The 17,045-nt window shown below is 45.8% G+C and carries 14 protein-coding genes; 8 read left to right on the top strand and 6 right to left on the bottom strand.

Annotation, left to right across the window (positions count from 1 at the left end; genetic code table 11):
• Positions 1-13 precede the first annotated feature (13 nt).
• From MUY27_RS05375 to MUY27_RS05340, 8 genes are all read left to right on the top strand, one after another.
• Positions 14-1,642, top strand: a complete 1,629-nt coding sequence (locus MUY27_RS05375) for a RagB/SusD family nutrient uptake outer membrane protein (RefSeq protein ID WP_245128960.1) — start codon at positions 14-16, stop codon at positions 1,640-1,642.
• A gap of 104 nt (positions 1,643-1,746) precedes the next feature.
• Positions 1,747-3,021: a BNR repeat-containing protein gene (locus MUY27_RS05370; RefSeq protein ID WP_245128959.1), complete on the top strand. Its 1,275-nt coding sequence runs from the start codon at positions 1,747-1,749 to the stop codon at positions 3,019-3,021.
• 19 nt (positions 3,022-3,040) lie between these two features.
• Complete coding sequence (locus MUY27_RS05365) at positions 3,041-4,261, top strand: hypothetical protein (protein WP_420846900.1); 1,221 nt, start codon at positions 3,041-3,043, stop codon at positions 4,259-4,261.
• Positions 4,258-5,235 carry a family 43 glycosylhydrolase gene (locus tag MUY27_RS05360; RefSeq protein ID WP_245128957.1) on the top strand — a complete coding sequence of 326 codons (978 nt, stop codon included), beginning with the start codon at positions 4,258-4,260 and terminating at the stop codon, positions 5,233-5,235. The genes MUY27_RS05365 and MUY27_RS05360 overlap by 4 nt, the downstream gene beginning before the upstream one ends.
• A 6-nt stretch (positions 5,236-5,241) precedes the next feature.
• Positions 5,242-6,474, top strand: a complete 1,233-nt coding sequence (locus tag MUY27_RS05355; RefSeq protein WP_245128956.1) for a DUF2264 domain-containing protein — start codon at positions 5,242-5,244, stop codon at positions 6,472-6,474.
• Positions 6,405-7,631 (top strand): glycoside hydrolase family 43 protein, encoded by a 1,227-nt coding sequence (locus tag MUY27_RS05350; RefSeq protein WP_245128955.1) that lies wholly within the window; start codon positions 6,405-6,407, stop codon positions 7,629-7,631. The genes MUY27_RS05355 and MUY27_RS05350 overlap by 70 nt, the downstream gene beginning before the upstream one ends.
• Positions 7,628-9,484, top strand: a complete 1,857-nt coding sequence (locus MUY27_RS05345; RefSeq protein ID WP_245128954.1) for a glycoside hydrolase family 2 protein — start codon at positions 7,628-7,630, stop codon at positions 9,482-9,484. Before MUY27_RS05350 ends, MUY27_RS05345 begins: the two co-directional genes overlap by 4 nt.
• Positions 9,485-9,533: 49 nt before the next feature.
• Positions 9,534-10,349, top strand: coding sequence for a glycoside hydrolase family 16 protein (locus tag MUY27_RS05340; RefSeq protein ID WP_245128953.1), 816 nt, complete (start codon positions 9,534-9,536; stop codon positions 10,347-10,349).
• A gap of 105 nt (positions 10,350-10,454) precedes the next feature.
• Here the strand turns inward: MUY27_RS05340 and MUY27_RS05335 are convergent, their stop codons facing one another.
• From MUY27_RS05335 to MUY27_RS05310, 6 genes are all read right to left on the bottom strand, one after another.
• Entirely contained in the window at positions 10,455-10,865 is a 411-nt protein-coding gene (locus MUY27_RS05335) for a hypothetical protein (RefSeq protein ID WP_245128952.1), read from the bottom strand.
• Positions 10,866-11,234: 369 nt separating this feature from the next.
• On the bottom strand, positions 11,235-12,002 hold the full coding sequence (locus MUY27_RS05330) for a (Fe-S)-binding protein (RefSeq protein WP_245128644.1): 768 nt from the start codon (positions 12,000-12,002) through the stop codon (positions 11,235-11,237).
• Between the two features lie 215 nt (positions 12,003-12,217).
• Positions 12,218-13,507 carry a 4Fe-4S dicluster domain-containing protein gene (locus MUY27_RS05325; RefSeq protein WP_245128951.1) on the bottom strand — a complete coding sequence of 430 codons (1,290 nt, stop codon included), beginning with the start codon at positions 13,505-13,507 and terminating at the stop codon, positions 12,218-12,220.
• Between the two features lie 20 nt (positions 13,508-13,527).
• The gene (locus tag MUY27_RS05320) at positions 13,528-14,424 is read right to left on the bottom strand and encodes an SDR family oxidoreductase (protein ID WP_245128950.1); all 897 of its coding nucleotides are present in this window, start codon (positions 14,422-14,424) and stop codon (positions 13,528-13,530) included.
• A gap of 3 nt (positions 14,425-14,427) precedes the next feature.
• Positions 14,428-15,207, bottom strand: coding sequence for an enoyl-CoA hydratase/isomerase family protein (locus MUY27_RS05315; protein WP_245128949.1), 780 nt, complete (start codon positions 15,205-15,207; stop codon positions 14,428-14,430).
• A gap of 15 nt (positions 15,208-15,222) precedes the next feature.
• Positions 15,223-17,031, bottom strand: a complete 1,809-nt coding sequence (locus MUY27_RS05310; protein WP_245128948.1) for an AMP-dependent synthetase/ligase — start codon at positions 17,029-17,031, stop codon at positions 15,223-15,225.
• Positions 17,032-17,045 lie beyond the last annotated feature (14 nt).

Raw genomic sequence — 17,045 nt, 5'->3', positions numbered from 1 at the left:
TCAGCACGACCACATGAAAAAGATATATTTGATATTAGGAACTATAAGTATGGTTGCTGCAACGTTAACTGCATGCAAGAAAAGTTATTTAGATGAAAAACCATACTCTTCTTATGCGCCGGTAACCTTAACAGACTCGCTTGGTTTCGAAGCAGAACTAATTGGCCTTTACCAGCGTCAAACCGGGATACTAACCTGGGCAGACCAGCAGGGATGGCCCAGCGTATGGCAGGTTGGAACTGATGTTGCCAATGCAACTGCCAACCAGCAGGGGGTAGAGGTGCCCTATTATAATTATGCGCAGCTTACCTCGACAGATCCTGCCGCTTCATTTGCCTGGAGCCGCTACTACAGTATCATCAACAACTGTAATATTATTATCGACGCCGCACAAAACCCTTCGCTTACTAAAATTGGCCCGGTAGGTAAAAAGCAGGCCGAAGCAGAAGCTAAGTTTTTCAGGGGCTATGCTTATAACACCCTGGCCACCTTATTTGGCAAGGTACCGCTGATCCTGCATACGGTAACAGGGCCTAAGTTTGATTTTACCCGCGCTTCTTTAGATGCTGTTAATAACCAGATCGTCAGCGATCTTACTTTTTCAGCAGCCAACGGGTACGACCTGAACGCGGGAAACAAGAATGTGAACATACAAGGCAAACCTGTTAGTCGCGCTAATAAGTACATGGCTATGCAGTTACTTGCCGAGGTTTATCTGCGCATGGGTAAAAATGACTTAGCAGAGCAGCAGGCACAGCAGGTGATCAACAGCGGTAAGTTTAGCTTAATTAAATCCCGCTACGGTGTACGGACAAGCGGCGCCGGTGATTATTATTCTGATATGTTTGTCTACGGTAATCAGCGTCGTTCGCAAGGCAACACCGAAGCTATTTGGGTGCTGGAGCAGGAAAATCCAAATACAGTAGTGGGTGGTAATGTGGATAATGCGCAGCAACGCCGTGTTTGGGGATCTGCTTATTATCAGATTCCGGGGATGGCTCTTGCGGATAGTCTTGGTGGCCGAAGCATCGCACGTTTGCGTATCAGCAACTGGGTTATTTATAGTCTTTACAAGGGTAACGATATCCGAAATTCACAGTACAGCCTTCGCCGTCGCTTTTATTACAATGATCCTAATTATCCTGCTTTACTGGGTAAACAGGTGCCATATACCGGTGCAGATACGCTTTTCCGTATTTGTCCGATGATTACCAAATGGGGCGCTTTTGATCCGAACGATACCTTTGGTTATGCCATGATCAAGGATTTTATCATGATGCGTTTGGGCGAAACTTACCTGCTTTTAGCCGAAGCACAGTTTAAACAAGGTAAAACGTCAGATGCAGCAGCTTCCATCAATGTGCTTAGGGCACGTGCCAATGCGCCATTGATAACTGCGGGCGAAGTAACTATGGATGCCATATTGGATGAGCGGGCACGCGAACTGATAGGTGAAGAAAACAGACGGATGACGCTGATGCGTACAGGTACACTGGTTGACCGCGCATTACGCCTTAACGCTAATGACGCTGCTAAACCGATAACCGGCCTTACCACTAAAAATCTGTTATTGCCTATTCCTTTAACAGAAATTCAGTTGAATAAAGATGCCCCGCTGGAGCAAAATCCTGGGTATAATTAATAATTTTAAGCAGCAGCTACTTGTTAGCTGCTGCTTCATTTAAAAGATGTTATAGAATGCATTTACCTATCGGGAAGCAGGGAAGGAATAGTGTTTATAAACTAATGCTTGTGGCACTTTTATGGCCGGCAGGCTTGTTTGCTCAGAGCAGTGTGATCGCCTCAGATGGCTGGGCAAATAATTCTGTAAATACGGTTGTATTCCGTAAAAATTCGTTAGTTACTTTTAAAAATATCCAATACGCCGCTTATTACGATGCAGAGCAGTATGTGGTACTAGCAAGCCGTACACTGGGTACAACCACATGGCAAACTCATCGCACTGCCTTTAAAGGCGATGCTACTGACGCCCATAAAAGCATCTCTATTATCGCCGACGGCGATGGTTACCTGCATGTAAGCTGGGGGCACCACAACCAGCCGCTTAATTATTGCCGCAGCGTACGCCCGGGAAGCTTACAGCTTACGGATAAGTTATCCATGACCAGTGACCGGGAGAATAAGATCACTTATCCGGAATTTTATAAGCTGCCTTCTGGCGACCTGTTGTTCTTTTACAGGGACGGCGCATCTGGCAATGGCAATTTAGTACTTAACAGGTATGATGTAAAGACAAAAACATGGCGGCATGTTCAGCATAACCTCATCGATGGCGAAGGCAAACGCAATGCTTACTGGCAAATCACGATAGATGTGAAAGGAACGCTGCATCTGTCTTGGGTATGGCGCGAATCTCCGGACGTGGCCAGTAATCATGATATGTGTTATGCAAAATCTGATGATGGGGGTATCACCTGGAAGAAATCAACCGGCGAGATCTATATGTTACCTATTACGCAGTCTACTGCCGAATACGCCTGTCATATACCACAAAACAGTGAGCTAATTAATCAGACAGCCATGTTTGCAGACGAAAACGGGCATCCTTATATTGCCACTTATTGGCGTGGTACGGGCGATGCTGTTCCGCAATACCACCTTATTTATAACACTAACGGACAGTGGCAATCTGCAAGCCTCGGGTTCAGGAAAACCGGTTTTAGCCTGAGCGGGGCAGGTACTAAAAGTATCCCCATTTCCAGACCGCAGATTTTGGCGTGGAAGCAAGGTAAAAAACAGGCAGCCGCACTCGTCTTCCGTGATCTAGAAAGGGGTAGTAAAGTATCAATCGCTGTGAATAGAGATTTGGAGCAAGGTAGCTGGAAGGTCACCGATCTTAGTGCGGAAACCGTAGGCTCGTGGGAACCTACTTATGATACCGAGCTATGGAAAGCACAGCATAAGCTGGATTTGTTTGTCGAAAAAACAGTTCAGATGGATGCGGAAGGTAAAGCAGACATTGCGCCGCAGCAGGTACAGGTAATAGAGTGGAAACCTTAGATAAACAAGAATATTATAAATGAGATTGAAGAAGCTAATAATCAGTTGCCTTGCCGCAGGCCTTTTTTTGTGCGGTACGGGCTACGCACAGCAAACAGGTTTCAGGCAGGATAAAAAACTACTGAAAACAATTGATAACGACTATAAAACTGCCGTTGGCCAATATCAGTTCATGATGAACGAGCTTGGTTCCACACCAGACAGGTTTCCGAAAACGTATTACCCGCAAACAGGAAAGTTCGAAACCAGCGGATCTGACTGGTGGTGCAGCGGTTTTTACCCCGGTACGCTGTTGTATCTTTATCAGCAATCACACAATGCTGCTTTACTTACCGAAGCCAACCGCATGCTGGATGTGCTTACCAAAGAACAATATAACAAGGGCACTCACGACCTTGGATTTATGATGTATTGCAGCTTTGGCAATGCGTTAAATACAGCACCCAAAGCAGCATACAAGCAAATCCTGGTCAATAGTGCAAAATCGCTGTCAACCCGGTTTAACCCTACGGTAGGGTGTATTAAATCGTGGGATTCTAAAAAGCCGGATGAATACCTGGTGATCATTGATAATATGATGAACCTCGAACTGCTGTTCTGGGCTACAAAGGAAACCGGTGATTCCAGTTTTTATAAGATCGCCGTCACCCACGCAAATACCACTATGAAAAATCATTTCCGGCCCGATTATAGTTCGTATCACGTACTGAACTATAACGCACAGACCGGAGCCGTACAGCAAAAACGTACCGCGCAAGGTTATGCAGACGAGTCGGCCTGGGCCAGGGGGCAGGCCTGGGGGCTTTACGGTTACACGGTGATGTACCGCGAAACCGGGGATAAGAAATATCTTGACCAGGCCACACATATCGCCAGCTTCATCCTGAATAATCCGAACCTGCCCGCTGATAAGATACCGTATTGGGATTACAATGCGCCGGATATTCCCAACGCCTTGCGTGATGCTTCCGCTGCCGCAGTGATGGCCTCTGCCTTTTTAGAACTTTGCCATTACGATCATCAGAATGGGCAACGCTATTTTCAGACTGCCGAAACCATTATCAGGAACTTATCGTCAGAAAAGTATTTGGCTAAACCCGGTGCCAATGGCGGCTTCATTCTGCAACATAGTGTAGGTAGTTTGCCCGGGCATACCGAGATAGACGTACCCTTAACTTACGCTGATTATTATTTCATCGAAGCCTTGGGAAGGTATAAAAGAATCAACGAAAAACCATGAAGAAAAGAATACATCTCCTTGCTGCTTACAGCACCATGTTGGTGCTAAGCATTTTGTCCACCATCGTTTATGCACAACCTGCCGACACCCTGCATGCACCACCACCGGTATTGCCAGGGGTATATGCAGATCCGCACATTGCCGCAATAGGGAATAAGTTTTATATCTATCCCACAACAGATGGTACGGAAGGATGGATGTCTACCTCTTTCACCTGCTGGTCATCGCCAGATTTGGTTAAATGGAAAAATGAGGGCGTTATTTTCGATCTCCCTTCAGATTTAACTTGGGCTAAAGCGCGCGCCTGGGCTCCGGCAATCGCTGTTAAGAACAATAAATACTACTATTACTATTCAGCTGATGTAAATATTGGTGTAGCCGTGGCCGATAAGCCGACCGGCCCGTTTAAAGATCCGCTGGGTAAACCACTTATCAAAAGAGGAAGCCGTAAGGGGCAGATGATAGACCCAATGGTTTTTGTAGACGACGATGGCGCTGCTTACCTGTACTTTGGCCAGGGTAATTGTAACGTGGTAAAGCTTAACGATGATATGATTAGCTGCGATACCAGTAAGATCATGTCGTTCAGGCCGGAGGGGTATAATGAAGGCCCGTTCGTGATCAAAAGAAAAGGGATCTATTACCTGATGTGGTCTGAATATGATACCCGCGATCCGCGATACTCTGTTGCTTATGCTACTTCCAGATCTCCGCTGGGGCCTTTTGTAAAAGCGCAAGGGCCGCCGGTATTAAAAGGAAAAGGCGTAGTAAAAGGTGCAGGACACCATTCGGTAGTGCAGGTTCCGGGTACAGATCAGTGGTTTATTGCTTACCACCGGTTTAAAATTCCGGACGGTAACGGTTACAACCGTGAAACCTGTATTTCGCCTATGCGGTTTGATGCCGATGGCCGGATTTTGCCTGTAAATGTTTTTGAAAAGGTAAAGCCGGTTAAAATAAAAGTTGCTAAATAAAAGCTGATGAAAAGAACGCTTTTGATCGCGGCCGCAATTTGCCTGACGTTTGTAGTGAAGGCGCAGAAAAAAAATACGACGGTACTTTCTGACCGCAAGGTCTGGCTTAGCTATATGGATAAAGTAGCGCGCCCGGTTTTGGCCAACCTGGCTGCCGATCAGTTGAAAGAGAAAATGCCGATGGAACTTTCAGACCGGATTGATAACAAAGAAAGCCGGTCTAAAGTAGGTTACCTGGAAGCTTTTGGTCGTACCCTTAGCGGCATTTCCCCGTGGCTGCAACTGGAAGGTGGCAACCCGGAAGAAGTGAAACTCCGCGATCAATACCGGCAGTGGGCGTTAAAAGCCATTACAAATGCAGTTAACCCGCAGGCGAAAGATTACCTGCAATGGAATGGTGGCCAGCCGCTGGTTGATGCTTCTTATGTTGCTTTTGCACTTATCAGGTGCCCGTGGTTATGGGAGCACCTGGATGAAAATGTAAAAAAGCAGGTGGTGGAAGCATTGAAAGCAACGCGTAGTACGGTTCCTGTTTATTCTAACTGGATATTGTTCACCGGCATGATCGAGGCTTTCTTCTGCAAGTATGATCTGGGGTATGATCCAGTCAGGGTAGAATTTGGTATACGTGAATTTACGCAGCACTGGTACGTAGGCGACGGGATGTATGCAGATGGGATGGCATTCCATTACGATTACTATAACAGCATCGTCATTCACCCCAACCTGATGACAATACTGGAAGAAGTGAACGCCAAAAAGAAAACTTATTTGCACGAGCAGGAGCGCGAGTTGCTTATTGGCCAGCGTTATGCAGAGATACTCGAGCGGTTGATCAATACAGATGGTAGTTACCCGGCTACCGGGCGCTCTATCGTTTATCGCGGCGGCGTATTTCATCATCTGGCTAACATCGCATACAAAAAGCAATTGCCTGCAAGTCTTAAACCTGCGCAGGTAAGAAGCGCCCTTACCGCCATGCTTAAGAAAACGTTGGGTGCCCCGGAAACTTTTAACAAAGAAGGATGGCTAAACATCGGCTTATACGGAAAACAGCCCGGGTTGGCGGATTTTTATATTACAACGGGCAGTCTATATATCTGTGCCAATGCTTTTGTAACGCTGGGGTTACCAGAGACGGATGAGTTCTGGAGCGCACCCGCACAACCATGGACCGCAGTAAAGATCTGGACGGGGCAGGATGCTATGGCCGACCATGCATTAGATATCAGGAAGTAGAAATTATAAGAATGGGATTATTAAAATACAAACGCCTGGCAAGCTGGTTTGCCTTAGTGATGCTATGTGCGTCAGCAGTGGTAAAAGCCCAGGCTGTAAATGATAGACCCGGGAAGTTAGACCGGTTTACACCGGGAGCGATATGGACGGATAATCACGGGGTACATATCAATGCCCATGGCGGCGGGATACTTTACAATAAAGGCAGGTATTATTGGTTTGGCGAACATAAGATTGAAGGGTCGGCAGGTAACCGGGCTATGGTGGGCGTACATTGCTATTCTTCAAAAGATCTCTATAACTGGAAAGATGAAGGCATTGCTTTAGCTGTATCTCCAGATTCGACAAACGATATCGCCAAAGGCTGTATTTTAGAGAGGCCTAAGGTGGTTTACAATAAAAAGACGGGAAAGTATGTGATGTGGTTCCACCTGGAACTGCGCGGACAGGGTTATAAGGCAGCAAGAACCGGACTGGCTATCAGTGATAAAGCTACGGGCCCATACCGGTTCATCAGGAGTTACCGCCCTAACGCCGGGTTTATGCCTGTATATCCGCCAGGTACGCCGGAGAGTGAGCAGGTAGATTGTGCCCATACGAAGAGTAAAAGCGAAGGTTTTTTTTGCCGCGATTTGCCGGGCGGCCAGATGGCAAGAGATATGAATTTATTTGTTGACGACGATGGGAAGGCCTACCACATTTTTTCAGCAGAAGAAAACTTTACACTGGATATCGCAGAGCTGAACAGTGACTATACGGCGCATACCGGCAAGTTTACCCGTGTATATGCCGGCCATCAGACAGAAGCGCCTGCATTGTTTAAACACAATGGCGTCTACTACCTCATCGGTTCGGGAACTACCGGCTGGGATCCTAACCCAGCTCGCTGTTTTTCTGCACCTTCTATCTGGGGGCCGTGGACCTATCATGGCAATCCCTGTAAAGGGGCAGGATCAGAACTCACGTTCGGCGGTCAAAGTACTTATGTGTTGCCTGTAGCCGGTAAAAAAGATGCGTTCATATTTATGGCTGATAAGTGGGCACCGCGTAACGCCATTGATGGCCGTTACTTATGGCTGCCCATCGTTTTTAAAGGCGATGATATAGAAATTAATTGGTTAGATAACTGGAAACTTGAAGTTTTTGACAAGAGATGAAGCAACTCATAAAATACGCATTTTTATTGATATCCATTACTACGCAGGCTTATGCGCAGGATAACCTGATCACCAATATTGCCTCGCGCAAATCGGTATCTTTAAATGGTAGCTGGCAGTACATTGCAGACCCCTACGAAACCGGTTTCTATGATTACCGTTACACCGAATTAAAGGAATCGAACCCCGATGCTTATTGGAATACAGACGTACCCAGTAACAAGACAGAAAAAAAAGAGCATGGCTATACCGATAAATATTCCTTGCAGGTGCCGGGTGATTGGAACCATCAAAAGCCGGAATTTTTATATTATGAAGGTACTTTGTGGTATAAAAAATCATTCGATGTTAAGAAAATCAATACCGCAAGCCGTTACTTTATCTATTTCGGAGCGGTAAATTACCGTGCCGACGTTTACCTGAACGGTAAAAAACTGGGGATGCATATTGGCGGTTTTACGCCTTTCAACTTCGAGATACCAGCAGCGCTATTAAAAGAGAACGGAAATTTCCTGGTGGTAAGGGTTGATAACAAGCGCGGTGCAGATGAAGTGCCTACGCTAAATACGGACTGGTGGAACTATGGTGGTATTACCCGTGATGTGAAATTGGTAGAAGAGCCGCAAACCTTTATACAGGATTATTTTCTTCAGCTGAAAAAACCGTTGGTGGGTAAAGCGCCGGCAGCCCGTCCGGAGGCAGAAGGTTGGGTGAAGTTGAATAATTGGAAACATGGAGAGGCTGTCGTGATCAGTATTCCAGAGCTAAAGTTCAAGAAACGGGTTGTTTCTGCCAATGACTCAACAGCCTTAAGTTTCAGCTTACCAAAGCTTCAGTTATGGTCGCCAGAAAATCCAAAGTTGTATCGGGTTGTGATCGCCACTGCTACAGATACAGTAGTTGATAAAATCGGGTTTCGCACTATACAAGCTGCCGGGAAGCAGGTATTATTAAACGGTAAGCCGATTTTTATGCGTGGCATTTGTATCCACGGTGAAATTCCTGATGAAGTAAGACGGGCGGTAGGGCCTCAGGATGCCCGTATATTGCTTAACCGCGCCCGGGAACTGGGCTGCAATATGGTGCGCCTGGCTCATTACCCGCATGACGAAGCCATGACCCGCATGACGGACTCATTGGGCTTATTGGTTTGGTCTGAAATTCCGGTGTACTGGACCATTAATTTTAGCAATGAAGCGGTGCTTCAAAAAGCAAAAGCGCAGCTGAAAGAAATGATCACCCGCGATCATAACAAAGCGAGTGTTATCATCTGGTCTGTCGGGAACGAGACGCCCATTAGCGATACACGGACCCGGTTTATGCATAGCCTGATTACCACCGCAAAACGTTTGGATTCAACACGTATGATTTCTGCGGCTCTTGAGGTGAATTACGCGGCACTAAAGAGCATGAATGTTATTGATGACCCGCTGGGCCAGTATGTAGATGTAGTGTCGTTTAACGAATACCTGGGCTGGTACGGAGGTTTACCCGATCAATGCCGTAAGGCTAACTGGAGTACGCCTTATAACAAGCCTTTGTTCATCAGTGAAACCGGGGCTGATGCAAAAGGTGGTTTTCACGCCGATTCGCTCACCCGGTTTAGCGAAGAATACCAGGAGTGGTACTATAAAGAGCAATTGGATATGCTGAAACGCATGCCGGATAATTTTGTAGGGATTTCTCCCTGGGTACTTAACGATTTTCGTTCCCCCAAACGTAATAATCCCTTATACCAGGAGGGCTGGAACCGCAAAGGCTTATACGATGATAAGGGAAATAAAAAGAAGGCTTTTTATCTGCTTCAATCCTACTACAAAGAAATAAAGGCCAGGGACAACCGGAATAAATAAACTTATGAGCTTAAGAACTAAACTAATTGTTTTTTCAACGGGCATAGCAATGCTATTACATCAGCGAAGTAGTGCGCAGGATAAAATTAAAAATGCCAACAACGGATATCAATTGGTATGGGCGGACGAGTTTAATAAGGAGGGTAGCCCGGATAGCACCAACTGGCAATTTGAACAAGGTTTTGTGCGTAACCACGAGTTACAATGGTATCAACAGCAAAATGCGGTATGCCATAACGGAATGTTAATTATAGAGGCGCGGAAGGAGCATTCGCCTAACCCTGGATATGACAGTACCAGCAGTCAATGGAATATCAACCGCAGTACGATAGAATATACTTCGGCAAGTATAAATACGCGTAACCATCATAGCTGGCAATATGGGCGATTTGTGATGCGCGCCCGGATTGACGTTTCGCCGGGTATGTGGCCCGCTTTCTGGACACTGGGTGATAGCAAGCCCTGGCCTTCTAACGGGGAAATAGATATTATGGAATACTACCGCAATATGCTGTTAGCCAATATTGCTTGCGGCACGGCCACTCCATACAAAGCGAAGTGGTTTAGCAATAAAAAGGAAATCAGCACCTTTAGTGATCCCGATTGGGCAAATAAGTTTCACATTTGGCGGATGGACTGGGATGAGAGTGCGATAAGCTTGTACGTGGACGATTTATTATTGAACCGCGTAGCACTTAATGAGCTGGTTAACCGCAATGGTAGCGGTTTTAATCCTTTTAAGCAGCCTCATTATATATTGCTTAACCTGGCAATAGGTGGCGATAACGGCGGCGACCCGTCTTTAACCACCTTTCCCCGTAAGTTCGAAGTTGACTACGTAAGGGTATACCAGCGTCAGCCGTAAGTAGCATATTACAGATATATCCAAGCCGCGGGAGTGCTTACAGCACTTGCATTACCAGCTTATTATTGCATCAATTGCGAATAATAATAAGTAAGTGCAAGTTAATTAAGGTACTTTGATTGTCCAAAAGAGTCCAGACCCTTGCGGATTGTAATTCGAGTTGATTGTAGGTTCATAACTTTTACCATTAATAACTACAGAAGCGGTAATATGGGCGTTTATTCCAGAGGTAGCGCCAAGAGATACCCAATCACCTGATTGAACATCTGTATAGGTATATGTGTATGAAGTAAATAAAGGTCCTGTATTATAATTCCCAAATTGGTGAATTTGACCATTCTGATCCTTGCGTTCCATACCAACTACCATGTTAAATTCTGCGGCAGAATTAGCTTTAAATACAATGCCCTTTAAAGATTCTGGTTTTGGCTCATCTGTCGTTTTCTTTGAACAAGAACTTAGAATAGAACAAAAATTAAAAATAGTAATAGGTTTAGTTTTATCATGATAAATCACTCCATTGTGCCAACTAAAATAGTATAAATTTTGAGTTTATTATAAACCCTATCCAGGACTTATATTTGTATGTAAATCTAACAAAGGACTATTAATAAATAGTGTAAACTTTTTTCAGGACGTGACATCTTGTTTTGTGGTGAGCAACCACTTTAATATACCAGATCTTATTTCTGCGTTTTTCCCTCCCGATTCAAAGGCTTCGGCTACAAGCGCTATTGTTTCTTCTTTGGATTTTTACTATGTTGTTCACAATAATGGTAGTATTCCCCTTAAATAGCGGCTACATGAAAAATGGTTAAAAACGTAGAGCCGGAGCAACTGGACAGCCTGCGCCAGGCCTTGCTATTTTTTAAAGATAAACCGTAACTATAACCCGTTTGCTTGTGCGGTAATTTCGGCAATATCCAGCACCTGTATTTCCTGCTCTTTTTCGTGGTGTTTTACACCATCGCGCAGCATGGTCATGCAAAACGGGCAGGCACTGGCTACAATCTGGGCTTTCGCTTCAATCGCATCCTCAATCCGTTCTACGTTGATCTCTTTCTTTCCGGGCTCGGGTTCTTTAAACATTTGCGCGCCGCCTGCACCACAACATAAACCATTGCTGCGGCAACGTTTCATTTCTACCAGGTCGGCATCCAATACTTCCAGCGCGCTCCTCGGCGCTTCGTACACTTCATTTCCCCTGCCAAGGTAACAGGCATCGTGATAGGTGATCTTACGGCCTTTAAACGGCTGGCCATCCTGCGGTTTTAGCTTACCTTCATCGATCAGCTGCTGGATCAGCTGCGTATGGTGGATCACCTCGTAGTTGCCGCCCAGCGATGGATACTCGTTCTTTAATGTATTGAAACAATGCGGGCATCCCGTCACGATCTTTTTTACCTCGTAAGCATTCAATAGCTCGATATTGGTCATGGCCTGCATCTGGAACAGAAATTCGTTCCCTGCCCGTTTCGCCGGATCGCCGGTACAGCTTTCTTCAGTTCCCAAAACGGCATAGCTAATGCCTACATGTTGTAGAATCTTGCAGATGCTTCGGGTGATCCGCTGCGCACGTTCATCAAAACTACCGGCGCAACCTACCCAGAATAATAGCTCAGGCACTTTCCCTGCAGCCACCATTGCTGCCATGGTAGGAACTTCGATAGCCTCTCCCCGTCCCTCTCCAAAGGAGAGGGAGTTATTTGCGGATTTCGAATTTTCGATTTCGGATTTATTTAGGTCTTCCATTTTTTAGTCTCATTTGCACATCTTCTCATTTGTACACCTACACATTTGCTCATCTGCTCATCTGCACATCTTCTTATCTGCACATTTGCACATCTGCACATTTTCTCATCTGCACATCACTTCGCCCAATTAAACCTGTCTGCATTGCTATACTTCCAGGGGGCGCCGTTGTTTTCCACGTTACCGAACATATTGTTCAGGCTGCCCGGCGCAGTGGATTCTTCCATGACGATGTACCTGCGCATTTCTATAATAATACTCAGCGGATCGATGTTCACCGGGCAAGCCTCTGTGCAGGCATTACACGTGGTACAAGCCCATAATTCTTCGCGACTGATGTAGCTATCCAGCAGCGCTTTCCCGTCGTCGTGATCCTTACCATGCTGGTCGATGTTCTTTCCTACCTCAGTCAGCCGGTCGCGGGTATCCATCATGATCTTTCTTGGCGAAAGCAGCTTACCGGTCTGGTTGGCCGGGCAAACGCTGGTGCAGCGGCCGCATTCGGTACAGGTGTAGGCGTCCATCAGGTTCTTCCAGGTCAGGTCGGTCACGTCCTTGGCGCCAAACCTGCCGGGCTGGGTTTCCGGTGTAAAAGAAGGATCGAGCATGGCTTTAACTTCCGCGGTAACCGAGGCCATATTGTTAAACTCAGCCTTGGGCTGTAACCTGGAATACCAGGTATTGGGAAAGGCCATGATGATGTGGAAATGCTTGGAATAAGGCAGGTAATTCAGGAAAGCCAGGATGCCTAAAATATGGAACCACCAGCATGCCCTTTCAATGATCACCAATGCACTTGCACCGGCAGGTAACAGTGGCGCAATCAGCGAACTTACCGGGAAACTTCCTGCGGTAATGTAATGCCCGTAATGCAGGGCCTGCAATTTATAGTCGGCAGCGTTCATGAGCAGGAAGGCCGACATCAGCAATATCTCGGTGATGAGGATATAATTGGCGTCCGACTTTGGCCAGGCCGTCATCTCTACCCCGCTGAAGCGTTTTAACTTCAGCACATTCCTGCGAATGAGGAATACGGCACAGGCCAGCCAAACCAGTAAGGCCAGCACCTCGAAGCTGCCGATCAGCAAGCCGTACAAGCCGCCCAGCACTGAAGCAAACACCCGGTGTGAACCGAACAAGCCGTCGATCAGGATCTCGATCACCTCGATATTGATGATCACAAAGCCGACGTACACCAAAATATGCAGCACGGCGGCCACCGGTCGCTTCGTCATTTTACTTTGCCCTAAAGCGACCCTGGCCATCACGGCCCAGCGTTCGGCAGGCCGGTCACTACGGTCGATAGCTCTTCCCAGCAAGATATTCCGCCTGATCTTACGGACGTTCTGCGTAAAAAAAGCGACGGCTGCGGCAAATAGAATAAAGAAAATGAGTTGCGAAATCATGATAGAGTTTGTAATAATGATCAGCTGCCTTTAACAGAACGCGTTAGTTGTTCGATGTTGTCCCAAAGCGAGTCTGGTATCGCTTCAAGCGCGTTAAATTCACCGGCCCCCTGCAGCCATTCGCCCCCGTCAATCGTTACTACTTCACCATTAATGAAGCCGGAAAAATCGGAGACGAGGAAGGCGGCCAGATTGGCAAGTTCCTGAGGCTCGCCTACACGCCTTAGTGGCACTTTTTTCTTAAAATCAAAATTCTCTGCTACAGTCCCCGGCAATAGGCGTTCCCACGCACCCTTGGTAGGGAAGGGGCCCGGAGCAATGGCGTTGGTGCGTATATTAAATTTCCCCCATTCTACAGCTAAAGAGCGGGTGAGGGCAAGTACGCCTGCCTTAGCACAGGCAGAAGGAACAACATAAGCAGAGCCGGTAAAGGCGTAAGTAGTTACGATATTGAGAATAGTGCCTTTGAGGTTTTCTTTGATCCAGTATTTTCCGGCTGCCAGGGAGAAATTAACAGACCCCTTTAATACGATATCAATAATGGTAGAAAAGGCATTTGCGGAAAGCCGCTCTGTTGGCGAGATAAAATTGCCTGCCGCATTATTTACCAGGATATCAATTTTGCCAAATGTTTTAACAGCGCTGGTTAATACGGCTTCTACCTCATCCGCACGGCGAACATCACAGACAAGGGGCAATACTTTACCACCGGTTGCTGCTGCCATTTCCGCGGCGGTTTGCTCTAACACATCGAGCTTACGACTGGTAATTACTACGTTTGCGCCCAACTGTAAAAAGTAGAAGCCCATAGCTTTGCCCAAACCTGTGCCACCACCTGTGATAATGGCAGTTTTACCTTTTAAAGCATCGTCTCTTAACATACCGCTCAGAGAAGGGGTGGTGTTATTCAGCTCCATTGGTTATTGTTGTTTCTTTATGTTTTGAGGTTTAAAACTTTCTATAACTTTCTGTAGTGCTTTCCGGGTATCTGGCGACCACCACTGTTGCAGCATTTCCTCCAGTACGTCTGCTTGCTGGTGCTGTAGCTTCGCGATAAGTTCTTTCCTGAAATTCAGCTTACTTTGCTGCCAAACTGCATTAGGGTAGCTCATGTATTTGCGCGCTTGTAGCTGAGCGGCTGAAAGCAGGTTCTCCGGTTCAACGGCTTCATCAATCAGGTTATTTTGAAGCGCCTCTTCGACGCTTAATAACCGTCCTTCCAGTAAATATTGGTAAGCCTTGTGCCTACCCAGCCAGAAGGAATAAAGATGGAAAACTGCATCAGGAACAATGATACCCACGGGTACTTCATTTAATCCGATCATGAAATTACCTTTAGCCATGATCCTGTAATCGCAGCACAGCGCCAGGATACATCCGCCTGCAGGGGAATGGCCACTAATAGCGGCAATAGCCGGTTTTTTAAAAGCGCAGAAGGTGTATTGTAATTGTAAGAAGCTTTCCCAAAAAAGCCGGCTTTGCTGTTCATTGTAATTATAGGCCTCTATCAGATCTACACCTGCTGAAAAAAATCCTTCTTTGCCCGAAATAATCAAACCCAAGGCGTCATCATTGTTATTCAGACTTTCTATTGCGCCGGAAAGTTCTTCAACCATTTCTAAATTAATCGGATTTGAACGGCCCCGGTTAAGTGTGATGACAGCAAGATTATTCTGGATTTCTAATTGAATAGTTTTCATGGGTGGAAGGGTGTATTAGTGCATTACCGTAAACTCGTTCGTTTCGTCGGTATATATTTTTTCAATCTCGACTTTATATTTTTCGAGTATTACGCGCCTTTTCATTTTACTGGTAGGGGTAAGCTCACCACCTTCAATTGTCCATTCAACAGGTAGCAAAACAAATTTTTTTACCTGTTCTACGTGATTGAATTCAGGATTGTAAGAATCGATTATCGACTGATAAAAGCTTATCACCATTGGGTTCTCTACAATACTTTCATTACTGAGGTAAGCGATCTTATTTTGCTGGCACCACAATTTAAGGTTGGTAAAGGACGGTACAATTAATGCGGCCGTAAATTTTCGTTCCGCACCGATGACCATCATTTGTTCTATGAAAAGACTTTCTTTCATACGGTTTTCAATAGGTAGCGGGGCTACATATTTACCGCCTGAGGTTTTAAATATCTCTTTCTTACGGTCGGTGATTTTTAAAAAGTACCCTTGATCTAATTCCCCGATATCACCTGTATGGAACCATCCATCCTGTAAGACCAGGGCAGTCATCGCCGGATCTTTATAATATCCGCGCATAACGTTAGGGCCTTTACAAAGTATTTCACCATCGCCATCTATTTTAACTTCCACGCCTTTTAATAGCGGGCCCACGGTGCCATATTTTCTCTGGTTTTTGGAGTAACGGTTAACCGCAATTACGGGTGACGTCTCAGTAAGTCCATAACCTTCCAGCACGGTCATTTTAGCGGCGGTAAATATTCTTTCTAAACGTACGGGGCAGGCAGAACTGCCTACAATTATTGCCTTTACATTTCCGCCAATCGCCTGGCGCCATTTACTAAATACCAACATGTCGGCAATAGCAAGTTTTATTTGATACCACCAGCCGGTTTTAATTTCATATTGCTCTGCCAGGTTAATAGCGGTAAAAAATATTTTCTTTTTTATGCCTTTTAGTTTCTGCCCCTCTTGCATAATCCGCTCAAATACCTTCTCGAGTAAACGGGGCACGGCGGTAAATATGTAAGGCTTTACTTCCTTCATGTTAGCGCCTATGGTATCCATATTTTCGGCATAATAGATTGAAAAGCCGTTGAAAAGATAGATATAGGTGCACATTTTCTCGAAAATATGATTGAGTGGTAAAAAGCTCAACGCTTTTTTTTCACGCAGCGGAATTTCGGTAAGCACCTCGGTACAGGCCTTAACATTACTCAGAATATTTTCGTGGGTCAGCATTACGCCTTTGGGTGTACCGGCGGTTCCCGATGTGTAAATAATCGTACTTACCTGATCTGCCCTTACCCCGCTGCTGATTTGCTGTAACTGCCGGTATTCTTCAGTAGTAAAGGGATTTAAAAGTTCTTCCCAGTGCTTACATCCGTCTACCCGATCGAAGCTGAAGATCCATTTTAACGAAGGGACATTAGGACTTATTTCCGCTATTTTGCTGCATAACTCTTTATTGCCAATAAAAATGCACTTTACCTCTGCTGAATTCAGTATTTGCTCCAGCTCTTTATTACTCGTATTGGGATATAAGGGAACAAGGATTGCCCCGATTTGCTGCACGGCTAGGTCCGTAATCAACCATTCAGGTCTGCCGCTGCAAATCAATGCTATTTTATCTCTTCCTTCGGTAGTGCCGTCGTGTGCAGAAACCCCCATTCTTAATAAGGACACGGCCAGCTGATTGATCTTGTCGTGCACTTCCGCGGTGCCGTATGCTTTCCATTCGCCATTTTGTTTGGCATTCAAAAGGTTGTTTACAGGCGCCTCTGCCTGTACACGGATACAATCAAATAGTCTGGTCGCATTAATCATAGGAGCAAATTCTA

Source organism: Mucilaginibacter straminoryzae (genome assembly GCF_022953055.1).
GTDB lineage: Bacteria > Bacteroidota > Bacteroidia > Sphingobacteriales > Sphingobacteriaceae > Mucilaginibacter > Mucilaginibacter straminoryzae.
This window is presented reverse-complemented; position numbering and strand designations above follow the sequence as displayed.